This window comes from Sphingomonas liriopis (genome assembly GCF_024211255.1).
Classification (GTDB): Bacteria; Pseudomonadota; Alphaproteobacteria; order Sphingomonadales; family Sphingomonadaceae; genus Sphingomonas; species Sphingomonas liriopis.
Map to the genome: position 1 here is coordinate 158,526 of NZ_JAMLDY010000002.1, position 17,390 is coordinate 175,915.

General features: G+C 68.0%; 11 protein-coding genes. All 11 read left to right on the forward strand.

All coding sequences use genetic code 11. From position 1 onward, the window contains the following. The first annotated feature begins 41 nt into the window (after positions 1 to 41). The 11 genes from M9979_RS02165 to M9979_RS02215 all read left to right on the forward strand — a co-directional run bounded on the left by M9979_RS02165 (position 42) and on the right by M9979_RS02215 (position 17,345). Complete coding sequence (locus tag M9979_RS02165) at positions 42 to 686, forward strand: DNA-3-methyladenine glycosylase family protein (protein ID WP_254287692.1); 645 nt, start codon at positions 42 to 44, stop codon at positions 684 to 686. Positions 687 to 1,269: 583 nt separating this feature from the next. Next, positions 1,270 to 2,601 carry an Nramp family divalent metal transporter gene (locus M9979_RS02170; RefSeq protein ID WP_254287693.1) on the forward strand — a complete coding sequence of 444 codons (1,332 nt, stop codon included), beginning with the start codon at positions 1,270 to 1,272 and terminating at the stop codon, positions 2,599 to 2,601. Between the two features lie 85 nt (positions 2,602 to 2,686). After that, complete coding sequence (locus tag M9979_RS02175; protein WP_254287694.1) at positions 2,687 to 5,110, forward strand: glycogen/starch/alpha-glucan phosphorylase; 2,424 nt, start codon at positions 2,687 to 2,689, stop codon at positions 5,108 to 5,110. Beyond that, on the forward strand, positions 5,107 to 7,272 hold the full coding sequence (glgB, locus tag M9979_RS02180) for a 1,4-alpha-glucan branching protein GlgB (RefSeq protein ID WP_254287695.1): 2,166 nt from the start codon (positions 5,107 to 5,109) through the stop codon (positions 7,270 to 7,272). Before M9979_RS02175 ends, glgB begins: the two co-directional genes overlap by 4 nt. Positions 7,273 to 7,317: 45 nt before the next feature. Next, positions 7,318 to 8,580, forward strand: coding sequence for a glucose-1-phosphate adenylyltransferase (glgC, locus tag M9979_RS02185; RefSeq protein ID WP_254287696.1), 1,263 nt, complete (start codon positions 7,318 to 7,320; stop codon positions 8,578 to 8,580). A gap of 8 nt (positions 8,581 to 8,588) precedes the next feature. Then, positions 8,589 to 10,022, forward strand: coding sequence for a glycogen synthase GlgA (gene glgA, locus M9979_RS02190; RefSeq protein ID WP_254287773.1), 1,434 nt, complete (start codon positions 8,589 to 8,591; stop codon positions 10,020 to 10,022). Further along, positions 10,019 to 11,638: an alpha-D-glucose phosphate-specific phosphoglucomutase gene (locus M9979_RS02195; protein WP_254287697.1), complete on the forward strand. Its 1,620-nt coding sequence runs from the start codon at positions 10,019 to 10,021 to the stop codon at positions 11,636 to 11,638. Before glgA ends, M9979_RS02195 begins: the two co-directional genes overlap by 4 nt. Further along, the gene (locus tag M9979_RS02200; protein WP_254287698.1) at positions 11,635 to 13,578 is read left to right on the forward strand and encodes a glycogen debranching protein; all 1,944 of its coding nucleotides are present in this window, start codon (positions 11,635 to 11,637) and stop codon (positions 13,576 to 13,578) included. Before M9979_RS02195 ends, M9979_RS02200 begins: the two co-directional genes overlap by 4 nt. Continuing rightward, positions 13,575 to 15,149 (forward strand): alpha,alpha-trehalase TreA, encoded by a 1,575-nt coding sequence (gene treA, locus M9979_RS02205; RefSeq protein ID WP_254287699.1) that lies wholly within the window; start codon positions 13,575 to 13,577, stop codon positions 15,147 to 15,149. Before M9979_RS02200 ends, treA begins: the two co-directional genes overlap by 4 nt. Continuing rightward, positions 15,130 to 15,765, forward strand: coding sequence for a TetR/AcrR family transcriptional regulator (locus M9979_RS02210; protein WP_254287700.1), 636 nt, complete (start codon positions 15,130 to 15,132; stop codon positions 15,763 to 15,765). Before treA ends, M9979_RS02210 begins: the two co-directional genes overlap by 20 nt. Then, positions 15,732 to 17,345 carry a choline dehydrogenase gene (locus M9979_RS02215; protein WP_254287701.1) on the forward strand — a complete coding sequence of 538 codons (1,614 nt, stop codon included), beginning with the start codon at positions 15,732 to 15,734 and terminating at the stop codon, positions 17,343 to 17,345. Before M9979_RS02210 ends, M9979_RS02215 begins: the two co-directional genes overlap by 34 nt. The last annotated feature ends 45 nt before the right edge of the window (positions 17,346 to 17,390 follow it).

Consider the following 17,390-nt stretch of genomic DNA (forward strand, 5'->3'; position numbering starts at 1 on the left):
GCCGTGCGTTTCGACAAGGATCAAGCTTGGGGAGATCGCGCATGGGCCTGAGCGCCGAACAGATCCGCGTCGCGATGGATGCGCTCGCCGCGACAGAACCGGCGTTCGCCGCCGGCCTGTCACGCGTCGGCTATCCGCCGCCGCGGCTGCGCGAACGCGGCTATGCGACGCTGTTGCGCACGATCCTGGGCCAGCAGGTCAGCGTCGCGTCCGCTGCGGCGGTGTATCGCAAGCTCGAATCGCTCGTCGGCAACCCGAACGACCCGCACACCATCCTCGCCGCGAGCGACGAGATCCTGCGCGCCGCCGGCCTCTCGCGGCAGAAGGCCTCCTACGTCCGCAGCCTCGCCGAGGAGGTGACGAGCGGGCGCCTCGACCTCGATGCCCTGCCCGAGGACGACGAGGAGGCGATCGCCGCGCTCGTGCGCGTGAAGGGGATCGGCCGCTGGTCGGCGGAAATCTATCTGCTGTTCGCCGAAGGCCGGCAGGACGTCTGGCCTGCCGGCGATCTCGCCGTGCAGATCGAGATCGGCCGCCTGCTCGGCCATGACGAACGGCCGTCGGAAAAGCTGACGCGCAGCCTCGCCGAGGCGTGGCGGCCGCATCGCGGTGCGCTCGCGATCTTCACCTGGCACCATTATGGCGCCGGGCCGGACACGCCGCCCAAGGATGCCGCGCCGGTGTAAGGGGGGACCGTCGGCCTGTTCGTCCTTGCCGCCGTCACCATATTAAGACGCGTTCGTGCTGAGCTTGTCGAAGCACGCGCTTCCACAAGAGAAGACGTTGCCTGCGGAGAACAGCCCTTCGACAGGCTCAGGGCGAACGGTAGGGGAAGGGTCCGCGGCTCCCCAATGCCTTCGTCACCCCGGACTTGTTCCGGGGTCCACGGTTCGGCGAACTCGTCGTTTCGAGGCTCTTTTTCGACGCTTGCGGCGCGGTGGACCCCGGAACACGTCCGGGGTGACGAACTATTCCGGGCTGCCGGTTCGTCACGCGGCCATAAGCGATAGCCCTGTCGTGGCGGGGGAGGACGTGTCGTCGTTCACCCTTCCGAATGCCGATCGATCCCAGGACTATAACGAAACGTTCGTGCTGCGTCTGTCGAAGCGCATTGAGACTTACCTGCCCTTCGACAGGCTCGGGGCGAACGGCACGGGGTGGGGTCGGCGGTTGGGGTGGGGCGGTGTTGCCCGCGCTCGCTTCGAACGGTTCCCGTTCGCGCATTTTTCGATTTGCCCCGCTGCGCACGATCCGCCACACGTCGCGGCCATGCCGCCCGCCACGACGACAGAGACCCTCTTCCCTTCCGCGGCCCAGTCCGGCTCGCTCGGCGAGACGTATCGCAGCGTCGCGTTGCCCGCAGGGACCACCGGCTGGCGGCGGCTGGCGGCGTTCATGGGGCCGGGATTCCTGGTCGCGGTCGGCTATATGGACCCGGGCAACTGGGCGACCGACATCGCCGGCGGGTCGGCGTTCGGCTATACGTTGCTGTCGGTCATCCTGCTGTCGAATCTGATGGCGATCGTGCTGCAGGCATTGTCGGCGCGACTGGGCGTCGCCGCGGGGCTCGACCTCGCGCAGGCGTGCCGCGCCTATTATGCGCGACCGGTGTCCTTCGCGCTGTGGGTGCTCGCCGAGATCGCGATCATCGCGTGCGACCTCGCCGAGGTGCTCGGCACCGCGATCGCGCTCAAACTGCTGTTCGGCGTGCCGCTCGTCTGGGGCGTCGTCGTCACCGCGGCGGACGTGTTCCTGATCCTCGCGCTCCAGCGCTTCGGCTTCCGCAAGATCGAAGCGTTCATCATCGCGCTGCTGCTCATCATCGCCGGCTGCTTCGCGTTCGAGCTGTTCTATGCGAAGCCCGACATCGGCGACGTGCTCGCGGGCTTCGTGCCGACCACCGGCATCGTCACCGACCCGGCCAAGCTCTACCTCGCGATCGGCATCCTCGGCGCGACGGTGATGCCGCATAATCTGTACCTCCATTCCTCGATCGTGCAGACCCGCGCGTTCGAGCCGACCGATGCGGGCAAGGCGGAAGCCGCGAAGCTCGCGACGATCGACGGAACGATCGCGCTGGGCCTCGCTTTCTTCATCAACGCCGCGATCCTGATCGTCGCCGCCGCGGTCTTCCACACCGCCGGCCGTACCGAGGTCGCCGATATCGACGAAGCCTATCGCCTGCTCGCGCCGATGATGGGCGTCGGCGCGGCGAGCGTCGTGTTCGGCGTCGCGCTGCTCGCCTCGGGCCAGAATTCGACCGTGACGGGGACGCTCGCCGGGCAGATCGTGATGGAGGGGTTCCTGCACCTGCGCCTGCCGATCTGGCTGCGGCGGCTGGTCACGCGGCTGCTGGCGATCATCCCGGCGGTGATCGTCGTCGGCGCGTCGGGCGACAGCGGCGCGACGCAATTGCTGGTGCTGAGCCAGGTGATCCTCAGCCTGCAGCTGCCCTTCGCCGTCGTGCCATTGGTGCTGTTCACCGGCCAGACGCGGGTGATGGGGCGGTTCGTCAGCCCGGTCTGGCTGCGCGTCCTCGCCTGGGGGATCGCCGCGGTCATCATCGGCCTCAACCTCACTTTGCTCTACGGCATGATGTAATTCCGTAAGCGTCCATTTAGGCGAGTGACATTCGGGTATCGGTATCGTTTACTGCCGGCCTTCTGTTCCTCTCCCCGGACATGCCGTGACCGAACCAACCGCTTCCGCGCCGGCCCGTGCGCTCGCCTCCGCTATCGTCGACACGCTCGTCCACCGCATCGGCAAGGATGCGCAGGCGGCGCGGCCGCATGACTGGCTGGCGGCGACGATCTTCACGCTGCGTAACGAGATCATCGAACGCTGGATGGAATCGACCAAGCGTGCGCATGCAGCCGGCGCGAAGCGGGTCTATTACCTCAGCCTCGAATTCCTGATCGGCCGGCTGCTGCGCGATGCGCTGTCGAACCTGCGCCACAACGACGAGGTGGCCGAGGCGCTGGCGACGCTCGGCGTCGATCTCGCCGAGATCGAGGAGATCGAACCCGACGCCGCGCTCGGCAACGGTGGTCTCGGGCGGCTGGCGGCGTGCTTCATGGAGAGTCTCGCCAGCCTCGACCTGCCCGCCTACGGCTATGGCATCCGCTACGTGAACGGCATGTTCCGCCAGCGATTGGACGACGGCTGGCAGGTCGAGCTGCCCGAGAACTGGCTCGCGCACGGCAACCCCTGGGAGTTCGAGCGGCGCGAGAGCGCCTATTTCGTCGGCTTCGGCGGCGAGGTGACGGCGACCGCCGACGGGCGCAGCCATTGGTCACCGGCCGAGGCGGTCGAGGCGGTCGCCTATGACACGCCGATGGTCGGCTGGCGCGGCAAGCGCGTCAACACGCTGCGGCTATGGAACGCCCGCGCCTTCGATCCGATCAAGCTCGACCAGTTCAACGCCGGCGATTTCGAGGGCGCGCTGGCGGGGCAGACGCGCGCCGAGACGCTGACCCGCGTGCTCTATCCCAACGACAGCACCGCGGCGGGCCAGGAATTGCGGCTGCGGCAGGAATATTTCTTCTCGTCCGCCTCGATCCAGGACATCGTCCGCCGGCACATCCAGTATTTCGGCGATATCCGCACGCTGCCCGACAAGGCGGCGATCCAGCTGAACGATACGCATCCGGCGGTATCGGTCGCCGAACTGATGCGATTGCTCACCGATTTCCACGAACTCTCGTTCGACGCGGCGTGGGACGTCACGCGCGCGACGTTCGGCTACACCAACCATACGCTGCTGCCCGAGGCGCTGGAAAGCTGGCCGCTGCCGCTGTTCGAGCGGCTGCTGCCGCGGCACATGCAGATCGTCTATGCGATCAACGCCAAGCTGCTGCGCGAGGCGGCGAAGGTCGAGGGGATCGATGGCCGCGCGATCGCTGCGATCAGCCTGATCGACGAGGGCGGCGAGCGGCGCGTCCGCATGGCCAACCTCGCCTTCGCCGGCAGCCACAGCGTCAACGGCGTCGCCGCGCTGCATACCGAATTGATGAAGAAGACGGTCTTCGCCGATCTCCACCATCTCTATCCCGACCGGATCAACAACAAGACCAACGGCATCACCCCGCGCCGCTGGCTGCAACAGTGCAATCCGGGTCTTACCAACCTGCTAAGCGAGGCGATCGGCGAGGATTTCCGCGACGATGCGGCGAAGCTGACCGCGCTCGCTCCCTTCGCCGACGATGCCGCCTTCCGCGAGCGCTTCGCCGCGGTGAAGCGCGCGAACAAGGTGGCGCTTGCCGATTATCTCAAGGACGCGATGGGGCTGCGGCTCAACCCCGATGCGATCTTCGACGTGCAGATCAAGCGCATCCACGAATACAAGCGCCAGCTGCTGGGGCTGGTCGAGACCGTCGCGCTCTACGACCAGATCCGCAGCCATCCCGAACGCGACTGGACGCCGCGCGTGAAGCTGTTCGCGGGCAAGGCGGCGTCGAGCTATCACAACGCCAAGCTCATCATCAAACTGGCGGGCGACATCGCCAAAAGGATCAACGCCGATCCCGCGGTCGGCGACCTGCTCAAGGTCGCGTTCGTCCCCAATTACAACGTCAGCCTGGCCGAACGGATCATCCCCGCCGCCGATCTGTCCGAACAGATTTCGACCGCGGGCATGGAGGCGTCGGGCACCGGCAACATGAAGTTCGCATTGAATGGCGCGCTGACCATCGGGACGCTCGACGGCGCGAATATCGAGATCAAGGATCACGTCGGCGACGCCAACATCTTCATCTTCGGCCTCACCGTGGACGAGGTCGCCGAGAAGCGAGGCAGCGGCTATCGCGGCACCGATGCGATCGACCGGTCGGCAGAATTGGCGCAGGCGGTGAACGCAATCGCGTCCGGTGTGTTCTCTCCTGACGATCCGGCGCGATACAGGGGGCTTATGGACGGAATCCGCGACCACGACTGGTTCATGCTCGCCGCCGACTTCGACGCCTATGCGGCCGCGCAGCGTGCCGTCGATGCGCGCTGGGGCATGTCCGACGCCTGGGGCCGGTCGGCGGTGCTCAACGTCGCCAACATGGGCTGGTTCTCGTCCGATCGCACGATCGGCGAATATGCGCGGCAGATCTGGGGTGTGATGTGAAGCCACCGCGTGGCGCCATCGCCGCTCTGCTGGCCGGACGCCACGACGATCCCTTTTCGCTGCTCGGCGTCTTTGCCGGTCCCGACGGCACGTTCGCACGCACGCTGATCCCCGGTGCGGAGACGGCGGAGGCTTACGATCTGGCTGGGACGTCGCTCGGGACGCTGGAGCGCGTCGACGATGCCGGGCTGTTCGAGGGGATGGTGACCGGCACGCCCCGGCCGGTGAAGTACAAGGCGCAGGGCTATGGCGCCGAATGGTGGGTGACCGATCCGTACAGCTTCGGTCCCGTGCTGGGCCCGACCGACGATTACCTGATAGCCGAGGGGTCGCATTTCCGCCTCTACGACAAGATGGGCGCGCATCTGATCGAGCATGACGGCGCGAGCGGCATGCATTTCGCCGTCTGGGCGCCCAATGCCCGCCGCGTGTCGGTGGTCGGCGACTTCAACGACTGGAACGACACCCGTCACGTCATGCGCCGGCGCAGCGACGTCGGCGTCTGGGAAATCTTCCTGCCCGATATCGGTGCAGGCCGCAGCTACAAGTTTGCGATTGTCGGTCCCGACGGCACGCTGCAACCGCTGAAGGCCGACCCCTTCGCCTTCGCGGCCGAGCTGCGGCCCAAGACCGCGTCGATCACCACCGCCCCGCCCACGCACGTCTGGGGCGACGATGCGCATCGCGAAAGCTGGGCGAAGCTCGACCCACGCCGCGTGCCGATGAGCATCTACGAGGTGCACGCTGGCAGCTGGGACCGCGACGCGAACGGCTGGTATCTGTCGTGGGACGCGCTCGCCGACCGGCTGATCCCGTACGTCGTCGACATGGGCTTTACCCATATCGAGTTCATGCCGATCAGCGAACACCCTTATGATCCGTCATGGGGCTATCAGACGACCGGCCTGTACGCGCCCTCGGCACGCTTCGGCGATCCCGATGGCTTCGCACGCTTCGTCGATGGCGCGCACCGTGCCGGGATCGGGGTGCTGCTCGATTGGGTGCCGGCGCATTTCCCGGTGGATGCGCATGGCCTGACCCGCTTCGACGGCACCGCGCTGTACGAGCATGAGGACCCGCGGCTCGGTTTCCATCCCGACTGGAACACCGCAATCTACAATTTCGGGCGGCGCGAAGTGCGCTCGTTCCTCATCAACAACGCGCTGTTCTGGCCCGAGCGCTATCATGTCGACGGTCTGCGCGTCGATGCCGTCGCCTCGATGCTCTACCGCGACTACAGCCGCGAGGCGGGCGAGTGGATCCCCAACGACGAGGGCGGGCGCGAGAATTGGGAGGCGGTCCACTTCCTGCGCGAGATGAACCGCGCGGTCTACGGCCAGCAGGCCGGCGTCGTGACCATCGCCGAGGAATCGACCAGCTGGCCCGGCGTGTCGATGCCGGCCTTCGCCGAAGGGCCACGCGAAAACCTCGGCTTCGGCTTCAAGTGGAACATGGGCTGGATGCACGACACGCTCCAGTATTTCGCGCGTGAGCCGATCCATCGCCGCCATCATCATGGCGAGATCACCTTCGGTTTCGTCTATGCCTTCGACGAGAATTTCGTGCTGCCCCTCAGTCATGACGAGGTCGTCCACGGCAAGGGATCGCTGATCGCGAAGATGCCGGGCGACGACTGGCAACAGTTCGCCAATCTGCGCAGCCTTTACGCCTTCATGTGGGGCTATCCCGGCAAGAAGCTGTTGTTCATGGGACAGGAGTTCGCGCAGCGGCGCGAGTGGAGCGAGGATCGCGCGCTCGACTGGGATCTGCGCTGTTCGATGGCGCATGAGGGCGTGCGCAAGCTCGTCCGCGATCTCAACCGCCTCTATCGCGATACGCCCGCGCTGCATGCGCGCGATTGCGAGGCGGAGGGGTTCGAATGGCTGATCGGCGACGATGCCGCCAATTCGGTCTTCGCTTGGCTGCGCAAGGCGCCCGGCGCGAAGCCGGTGGCGGTGATCGCCAACCTGACGCCGGTGGCGCGCGCGCCGTATCGCATCCCCCTGCCCCACGACGGGCGCTGGCGTGAGATCATCAATTCCGACGCGCATGATTATTGGGGATCGGGGCTGGGCAATCTGGGCGGGGTCGAGGCCAGGGAAGGCGCCGCCTGGGTCAGCCTGCCGCCGCTGGCGACGATCATGCTGGAATATGACGGCTGATCCCTGACGCGCCGGGATCGAACGACAAGAAACAGGAGGGAGCCGATGGTAGACAGACGAGGACAGCCGCTTTCGCGCGATGCGATGGCATACGTGCTGGCGGGCGGCCGCGGCAGCCGGCTGATGGAGCTGACCGACACGCGTGCCAAGCCCGCGGTCTATTTCGGCGGTAAGAGCCGGATCATCGATTTCGCGCTGTCCAACGCGATCAACTCCGGCATCCGCCGCATTGGCGTCGCGACACAGTACAAGGCGCATTCGCTGATCCGCCACCTGCAGCGCGGCTGGAACTTCCTGCGCCCCGAACGCAACGAGAGCTTCGACATCCTGCCCGCCTCGCAGCGCGTGTCCGAGTTTCAATGGTATGAGGGCACCGCCGATGCGGTGTTCCAGAACATCGACATCATCGAATCCTACAACGTCGAATATATGGTGATCCTTGCCGGGGATCATATCTACAAGATGGATTACGAGATCATGCTCCAGCAGCATTGCGACAGTGGCGCCGACGTCACCGTCGCCTGCATGGAGGTGCCGCGGATGGAAGCGGTTGCGTTCGGCGTGATGCACGTCGACGAAACCGACCGGATCATCGACTTCGTCGAGAAGCCCGCCGATCCGCCCGCCATCCCGGGCCAGCCCGACACCGCGCTCGCCAGCCTCGGCATCTACGTCTTCCGCACCAAGTTCCTGATCGAACAGCTGAAGCGCGATGCCGCGACCGAAGGATCGGCGCGCGATTTCGGCAAGGACATCATCCCCTACCTCGTCGAGCACGGCACCGCGCAGGCGCACCGTTTCTCGAAGAGCTGCGTGCGCACTAGCGAGGAGCCGGCGGCCTATTGGCGCGATGTCGGCACGGTGGACGCCTATTGGGAGGCGAATATCGACCTCACCGACATCATCCCGCAGCTCGACGTCTACGACCACGAATGGCCGCTGTGGACCTATTCGGAGATCACCCCGCCCGCCAAGTTCGTCCATGACGAGGATGGCCGCCGCGGGTCGGCGGTGTCGAGCCTGGTGTCGGGCAATTGCATCGTGTCGGGATCGGCGATCCACCGCAGCCTGTTGTCGACCGGCGTACGCGCGCACAGCTTCTCGTCGCTGGATGAAGCCGTGGTGCTACCCTATTGCAACATCGGCCGCGGCGCGCGGCTCAGCCGGGTGGTGATCGACCGCGGCGTCGTCATCCCCGACGGGCTGATCGTCGGCGAGGACCCGGAGCTGGATACCCGCCGCTTCCGCCGCACCGACAAGGGCATCTGCCTCATCACCCAGCCGATGATCGACCGCCTGGCACAGTGACCACGCCGATGACGCTCAACGTCCTGTCGGTCGCGTCGGAGGCGTTCCCGCTGGTCAAGACCGGCGGGCTGGCCGACGTCGTTGGCGCGCTGCCCGATGCGCTCATGCCCCATGGCGTCGCGACGACGACGCTGATCCCCGGCTATCCCGCGGTCGGCAAGGCGGTGAAGGGCACGCGCGTCGTCCATCGCTGGGCGAAACTGATGGACGTCGAGGCGCGGCTGCTGTCGGCGCGGATCGGCGAGCATCCGTTGCTGGTGCTCGACGCCCCTGCCCTGTTCGCGCGCGCCGGCGGCCTGTACGGCCACGCCGACGACTGGCGGCGGTTCGCGGCGCTGTCGCAGGCGGCGGCGGAGATCGCGGGCGGGGCTGTGCCGGGGTTGCGCTTCGACCTGCTCCACGCGCACGATTGGCAGGCGGGACTGGCGCCGGCTTACCTCCGCTTCCGCGACGCCAAGGCGCCGCCGGTCGCCAGCGTGATGACGGTCCACAATATCGCGTTCCAGGGGCAGTTCGGCGCCGAGATCTTTCCGGCGCTGGGCCTGCCCGCGGATGCCTTTGCGATCGATGGCGTCGAATATTACGGCGGCGTCGGCTTCCTGAAGGGCGGGTTGGAGACCGCCGATGCGATCACCACGGTCAGTCCGACCTATGCCGCCGAAATCCGCGAAGGCCGGTTCGGCATGGGGCTGGAGGGGCTGATCGAAAGCCGGCGCGGGCGCGTCCACGGCATCGTCAACGGCATCGACCCGGCGGTGTGGAACCCCGAGACCGATCCCGCGCTGCGCAGCCGCTACACCGCGCGTGCGCTCGGGCGGCGCAGGGCGAACAAGCGCGCGGTAGAGGCGATGTTCGGGCTGGAGACGGGTGATGGCCCCATCTTCACCGTCATCAGCCGGCTGACCTGGCAGAAGGGGATGGACGTGCTCGTCCAGTGCCTCGACGAGCTGGTGGCATTGGGGGGGCGGCTGGCGCTGCTCGGGTCGGGCGATGCGCCGCTCGAGGCGGCGTTCTTCGCCGCGGCGGCACGGCATCCCGGGCGGATCGGCGTGACGATTGGCTATGACGAGCCTCTGTCGCATCTGTTGCAGGGCGGCGCCGACGCCATCCTGATCCCGTCGCGGTTCGAACCGTGCGGGCTGACCCAGTTATACGGCCTCGCCTACGGCTGCGTGCCGATCGTCGCGCGTACCGGCGGACTCGCCGATACGGTGATCGACGCCAACGAGGCGGCGCTGGCCGCCGGCGTCGCGACCGGCTTCCAGCATGGCGAGACGGGCTATCACACGCTCGCGCATGCGATCCGCCGCGCGATCGCTGCCTACGCGCGACCCGATCTGTGGTGCACGCTGCAGCGCAACGGCATGCGCGCCGACTTTTCATGGGCGGAAAGCGGCCGCCGCTACGCCGATCTCTACAAGAGCCTGACAGGAGCAGCATGACCCGTACCGTCGCGACCACGCCCCATACCGACCAGAAGCCCGGCACGTCGGGCCTGCGCAAGAAGGTGACGGTCTTCCAGCAGCCGAACTATGCCGAGAATTTCATCCAGTCGGTGTTCGACGTCATCGACGGCAAGCAGGGCGCGACCTTGGTCATTGGCGGCGACGGCCGCTTCCTCAACCGCGCGGTGATCCAGAAGGCGATCCGCATCGCCGCGGCGAACGGCTTCGGGCGCGTCGTCGTCGGGCGCGGCGGCATCCTGTCGACCCCCGCGGCGAGCCACATGATCCGCATCCGCAAGGCGCTCGGCGGGCTGGTGCTGTCGGCGAGCCACAATCCCGGCGGCCCGACCGAGGATTTCGGCATCAAGTACAATATCGCCAACGGCGGCCCCGCCCCCGAACAGGTCACCGATGCACTCTACGCACGGACGAAGACGATCGACCGCTGGCTGACGGTCGATGCCGACGATGTCGATCTCGACACGCTCGGCGAGGTGCGCGTCGGCGGCATGACGGTCGAGGTGGTCGATTCCGTCGCCGATTACGCCGCGCTGATGGAGGAATTGTTCGACTTCCCGGCGATCCGCGCCGCGGGGCTGACGATGGCGTTCGACGCGATGAGCGCGGTGACCGGCCCCTACGCAACCGAGATCCTCGAAAACCGGCTGGGCTTCGCCAAGGGCACGGTGCGCAACGGCACGCCACTGGAGGATTTCGGCGGCCATCATCCCGATCCCAACCTCGTCCACGCGCACGAATTGTACGAAACGATGATGGCAGCGGATGCGCCCGACTTCGGTGCGGCATCGGATGGCGACGGCGACCGCAACCTCATCATCGGGCGCCACCGCTTCGTGACACCGTCGGACAGCCTCGCGATGCTGGCGGCGAACGCGCATCTCGCGCCGGGCTACAAGGAGGGCCTCAAGGGCATCGCCCGCTCGATGCCGACCAGCGCGGCGGCGGATCGGGTGGCAGAGAAGCTCGGTCTGCCGATCTTCGAGACGCCGACCGGGTGGAAGTTCTTCGGCAATCTGCTCGACGCCGGCATGGCGACGATCTGCGGCGAGGAGAGCGCCGGCACCGGATCGGATCACGTCCGCGAGAAGGACGGGGTGTGGGCGGTGCTGCTGTGGCTCAACATCCTCGCCGCGCGCGGGGAATCGGTCGATGCGATCGCGCGCGACCATTGGGCGACCTATGGCCGCAATTACTATGCCCGCCACGACTACGAGGGCGTCGAGAGCGATCGCGCCGATGCGCTGATGGCGGAACTGCGCGGGAAACTCGCCGACCTGCCCGGCACGACCGTCGCCGGCCTGACGATCGCGGAAGCGGACGATTTCGCCTACACCGACCCGACCGACGGTTCGGTCAGCCGCAACCAGGGCGTGCGCATCCTGTTCGAAGGCGGCAGCCGCGTCGTCTTCCGCCTGTCGGGGACTGGCACCAGCGGCGCGACGCTGCGCGTCTATCTGGAACGCTACGAGCCGGCGGGCGAGGACCTTGATCGCGAGACGGACGAGATGCTCGCCGACATCGTCGCCGCGGCGGACGCGATCGCAGGGATCGTGCGGCACACGGCAAGGACCGCACCGGACGTCATCACTTGAGCGAGACGCCGCCGGTGCTGGGCGCCGTGGTGCATGATGGCGGCACGCGGTTCGCAGTGCGAGCGGCGAGTGCGGTGACCTTGTGCCTGTTCGACGGGATACACGAACGACGCGTAGCGATGACGGGTGTCGACGGCATCTGGTCGGTCGATGTAACCGGCGTCGGGCCGGGTCAGCGCTACGGCTACCGCGTGGCGGCGGACTCGGCGAAGCTGCTGGTCGATCCTTATGCCGTCGAGCTGGACCGACCGTTCGCGTACGATCCGCGGTTGGGCGAGCCGGGGGTCGAGACGGGCGGACTGGTGCCGTGGGGCGTGGTGGCGTTCACGTCCATTCCGCCGTCACCCCGGACTTGTTCCGGGGTCCACCGTGCCGCGTCGCCCGCCGCGACCGATGGCAGACCGGAGTCGGGCCAGCCGCTCGAGGAGATCACGGCAGGAACCGATAGCGGACGGCCTCTGGATGAGTGGACCCCGGAACAAGTCCGGGGTGACGAAGTCGGTGTGGTTCCACCCCTCTTCACCCCTGGCGGCCTGATCTACGAGCTCAACGTCCGCGGCTTCACCATGCTGCACCCCGACGTGCCCGCGGCACAGCGCGGCACGATCGCGGCGCTGGCGCACCCGGCTGTCATCGCCCACCTGCAACGGCTGCGCGTCGCTGCGGTCGAGCTGATGCCGATCGTCGCCTGGATCGACGAACGCCACCTGCCGCAGCTCGGGCTGAGCAACGCCTGGGGGTATAATCCGGTCGTCCCGATGGCGCTCGAGCCGCGGCTGGCGCCGGGCGGGGTCGCCGAGTTGCGCGACACGGTCGCGGCACTACACGCGGCGGGGATCGGCGTGATCCTCGACCTGGTGTTCAACCACACCGGCGAGAGCGACGTCCACGGCCCGACGCTGTCGATGCGCGGGCTCGACGAGCGGCTCTATTATGCGCACGCGCCCGACGGCAGTCTCATCAACGACACCGGCACCGGCAACACGCTCGATTGCAGCCGGACGGAGGTGCGCGCGCTGATCCTCGCCAGCTTGCGCCATTTCGCGGCGCTGGGCGTCGACGGCTTCCGCTTCGACCTCGCCACCGTGCTGGCGCGCGGGCCGGGCTTCGCGGCGGATGCGCCGATCTTCGCGGAGATCGCCGCCGATCCGCTGCTCGCCGACCGGATCATGATCGCTGAGCCGTGGGACATCGGCCCCGGCGGCTATCGGCTGGGGCAGTTTCCCGCCGGCTGGCTGGAATGGAACGACCGCTATCGCGACGACGTCCGCCGCTTCTGGCGCGGTGACGAAGGGATCGGCGCATTGGCGACGCGGCTGGCGGGATCGGACGACGTGTTCGGCCATGGCGACACGCGCACCGTCAACTTCATCGCCGCACATGACGGCTTCACGCTTGCCGACACGGTCGCCTATGCCGAGCGGCACAACCACGGCAACGGCGAGGACAATTGCGACGGCCATGGCGACAACCACAGCTGGAACAACGGCGTCGAGGGGCCGAGCGACGATCCCGCCGTCCGCGCCCGTCGCGATGCGGATGCGCGCGCACTGCTCGCGACGCTGTTCGCCTCGCGCGGCACGATCATGCTGACCGCCGGTGACGAATTCGGCCGGACGCAGCAGGGCAACAACAACGCCTATGCGCAGGACAATGCGATCGGCTGGGTCGACTGGGCGGCGCGCGACCGCGATCTGGAGGATTTCGTCGCGCAGCTGGCGGACTTCCGCGCCACCCACCGGCTGGATGCCGTCACGCCCTATGCCGCGCCCGAATGGAGCACGCTCGCAGGCGAGCCGATGACCGCCGACGACTGGCACAGTGCCGAGGGCGTCGAGTTGCGCCTGCCGCGTGCCCGCGGCTATGTCGCGGTACGCATCGATCGCCGCGCCCGCCGCGTCGCCTTGCTCGAAGTCGCCGCCGTGGAGAGCCGCCGATGATCCGTGCCATTATCCTCGCCCTCGCCGGACTGCTTGTCGCCGCCACGCCGCTGTCCCCGGCGCAGCGTTTCGGGCCGCTGTTCCGCGACGTGCAGATGGGCGGGATCTTCCCCGATTCGAAGACCTTCGCCGATGCCGAGCCGCGGCGCGACGACGCCGCGATCCTCGCCGCCTATCGCCGCTGCGACTGCAAGGACGACACGGCGCTCAAGGCGTTCGTACTGGCGAACTTCACGCTGCCGGTGACCCCCGCCGCGCCGCCACCGTCGCGCAAGCTGACCCTGCCCGCGCATATCGACGCGCTCTGGCCGCAGCTCACCCGGACGCTCCCCAGCGTGCCGGCGGGGTCGTCGGCGCTGTCGCTGCCGCGCCGCTTCGTCGTGCCGGGCGGGCGGTTCCGCGAGATGTATTATTGGGACAGCTGGTTCACGATGCTGGGGCTGCAGGTATCGGGGCGGCAGGATCTGGTCGAGGACATGATCGTCGATTTCGGCAGCCTGATCGACCGCTACGGCCGCATCCCCAACGGCACGCGCAGTTATTATCTCAGCCGCTCGCAACCGCCCTTCCTATACCTGATCGCCGGCCTGTCGCGCGACCCCAAGACACTGGCGCAGCGCACCCGCTGGCTGCGCGCCGAGCATGATTTCTGGATGGCGGGCGCCGCGGACCTGCGGCCCGGCGGCGAGCATGCCCGCGTCGTACGGCTGGCTGACGGGTCGCTGCTCAACCGCTATTGGGACGATCGCGACGATCCGCGCGACGAAAGCTATCGCGAGGACGCGCGCCTCGTCGCCGCCACGCCGGGTCGCGACGCCAGGGCGATGTACCGCGACCTGCGCGCCGGCGCGGAGAGCGGCTGGGACTTCAGCTCGCGCTGGCTCGGTGACGGCCGGACGCTGGCGACGATCCGCACGACGCGGATCGTGCCGGTCGACCTCAACAGCCTGATCTACGGGCTGGAGCGCAGCATCGCCGACGCTTGCCGCGCGCTGCGCGATACCGCGTGCACGTCACACTACGCCACGGCGGCGGATGCGAGGGCCAAGGCGATCGCGACGCATCTATGGAACCCCGCCGGCTATTATGCCGACTACGACCTCGACGCGCGCAAGGTCGCCGATGGACGGACGGCGGCTATGGCGTTCCCGCTGTTCGCCGGTCTCGCAGCGCCGGAGCGGGCGGCATCGACCGCGAAAGCATTGGAGGCTTTGGTCGGCGACGGTGGGCTGCGCACGACCCTGGTCGACACCGGGCAGCAATGGGACGATCCCAACGGCTGGGCGCCGCTCCAATGGATCGCGGTGCAGGGCCTGAAGCGCTATCGCGAGGACGCGTTCGCCCGGCGGATCGCCACCCGCTGGCTCGCGACGGTAACCCGCGAATATGACGCCAGCGGCAAATTGCTCGAAAAGTACAACGTCGTCGCGCGGCTGCCTGGCGGCGGCGGCGAATATCCGCTGCAGGACGGGTTCGGCTGGACCAACGGCGTGACGCGCGCGCTGCTCGCGCAAGGCTTTACGGCGGACGGCGGGCGGCATAACATTCGTCATGGTCGGCGCCGCCACTGATACGATCGCGCGTAGCGCAGACCTCAACCCCCGCGACTGGCTGGAGGCGGGGCAATCGCTGCTGCGCCGCGGCGGCCTGCGCGCGCTGAAGCTGCGCCCGCTGGCGGCGGAGCTGCGCGTGTCGACCGGCAGCTTCTACCATCATTTTGGCGATTTCGACGAATATCAGGGTCGGCTGGCGGAGGATTTCGCCGGCGCGCAGATCGCCGACCTGCTCGGTGCGATCGCGCAGGCGGAACCCGATCCCGTCGCACGCATCCGGCTGCTCGCGCAGGTGGTCCGCCGACGCGGCCTTTCCCGGCTGTCGATCGCGATGCGCGCCTGGGCCGAAAGCGATCCGCGCGCGCGCCTCGCGGTCGAGCGGCACGACGAACAGGTGCTCGGGTTCCTCGCGAGCTGCCTGCAGGCCGCGGGCTTCACGCGGCACGACGCCATGGTGCGCAGCTATGCGCTGATGACGCTGGGGTTGAGCAAGGTCCACGCCCCCGAACTCGATCGCGCGACGCTGATGGAGGAGATGATCGTCCTCCTCTGCCACCCGACCGACACGACGGCCGCAACGGCCGCGGAACAGGAGAGGCCATGCCGGAGGGAAGCTACGACTATATCGTCATAGGCGGCGGATCGGCGGGCTGCGTGCTCGCCGCGCGCCTGTCGGAAGACCCGGCGGCGAGCGTGCTGTTGATCGAGGCGGGCGGGCGCAACCGCGAGTTGCTGGTGCGGATGCCCGCGGGCGTCGGCGAGCTCATCAAGGCGAAAAGCAAGCACAATTGGGGTTTCTGGACCGCGCCCGAACCGCATCTCGACGGACGGCGGCTGTGGTGGCCGCGCGGGCGGGGTCTGGGCGGCAGCTCGGCGATCAACGGCATGGTCTATTCGCGCGGCCATCCACGCGATTACGACCGCTGGCGCCAGTCTGGGCTCGCCGGCTGGGGCTGGGACGACGTCCTCCCCTGGTTCCGCAAGCTGGAGGGGCATCACCGCGGCGGCGACCTCCACGGCCAGAGCGGCCCCTTGCGTGTCTCGGCGGGCGAGAGCGACAGCCCGTTCAACGCCGCCGTCATCGAAGCCGGGCGACAGGCCGGCTATCCCGTCACCGACGATTTCAATGGCGCGCAGCCGGAAGGGTTCGGGCCGTACGACCTGACGATCGCCGATGGCCGGCGCTGGACCGCGGCGGAGGCGTATCTGGTCCCTGCCCTCGCCCGCCCCAATCTGACGATCGCCACCGACGCGCGCACGACCCGCATCCGTTTGCAGGGCGGCCGCGCGGTCGGCGCCGATTATGTCGTCGGCCGGCGCGAACATCGGGCCGAGGCGCGCAGCGAGGTGTTGCTTGCGGCGGGCGCGGTGCAGTCGCCTCAGCTGTTGCAGCTGTCGGGAATCGGCGATCCCGAACGGCTCCGCGCCGTCGGCGTGGTGGCGACCCACGATTTGCCCGGCGTCGGCATCAATCTGCAGGATCATCTCGACGTCATCATGAACTGGCGCAGCCGCGGCCTGCGCACCGTGTTCAGCGAGGTGAAGGGGTTGCGGCAATTGGGCGTCGGCCTGCGCTACGCCTTCACCGGCAAGGGCATCGGGCGACAGAATTTCCTCGAAGCGGGCGCCTTTATCCCCTCGCGCGAGGGGCTGGACCATCCCGATATCCAGATCCACGCTGTGCTCGCGATGATGCGCGACCACGGCAAGGTGAAGGCGACCGAGGACGGCTTCTCGCTGCACCTGTGCCAGCTGCGCCCGGAAAGCCGCGGGCGGATCGGCCTGCAATCCGCCGATCCCTTCGCCGATCCGCTGATCGAGGCGAACTATCTGAGCACCGCGGAGGACCGCCGCGTGCTGCGCGAGGCGGTGAAGATCGGCCGCGACGTCGCGGCGCAGGCGGCGCTCGATCCGTATCGCGATGCCGAATTGGCGCCGGGGCCGGAGGTGCAGGGCGATGCCGCGATCGACGCCTGGGTCCGGCAGACCGCCGAGACGATCTACCACCCGGTCGGCACCTGCCGGATGGGCATGGCGGACGATCCCGCCGCGGTGGTCGACGGAACGTTGCGTGTACGCGGGCTATCCGGCCTGCGCGTGGTGGACGCGTCGGTGATGCCCAGCCTCGTCAGCGGCAACACCAACGCGCCGACGATCATGATCGCCGAAAAGGCCGCCGACATGATCCGCAAGGGAGCGACATCGGCGGCCTGAGGCGCAATGCCGTCAGCACGCGTTCGCTTCCGCGCCTGTCGGCAC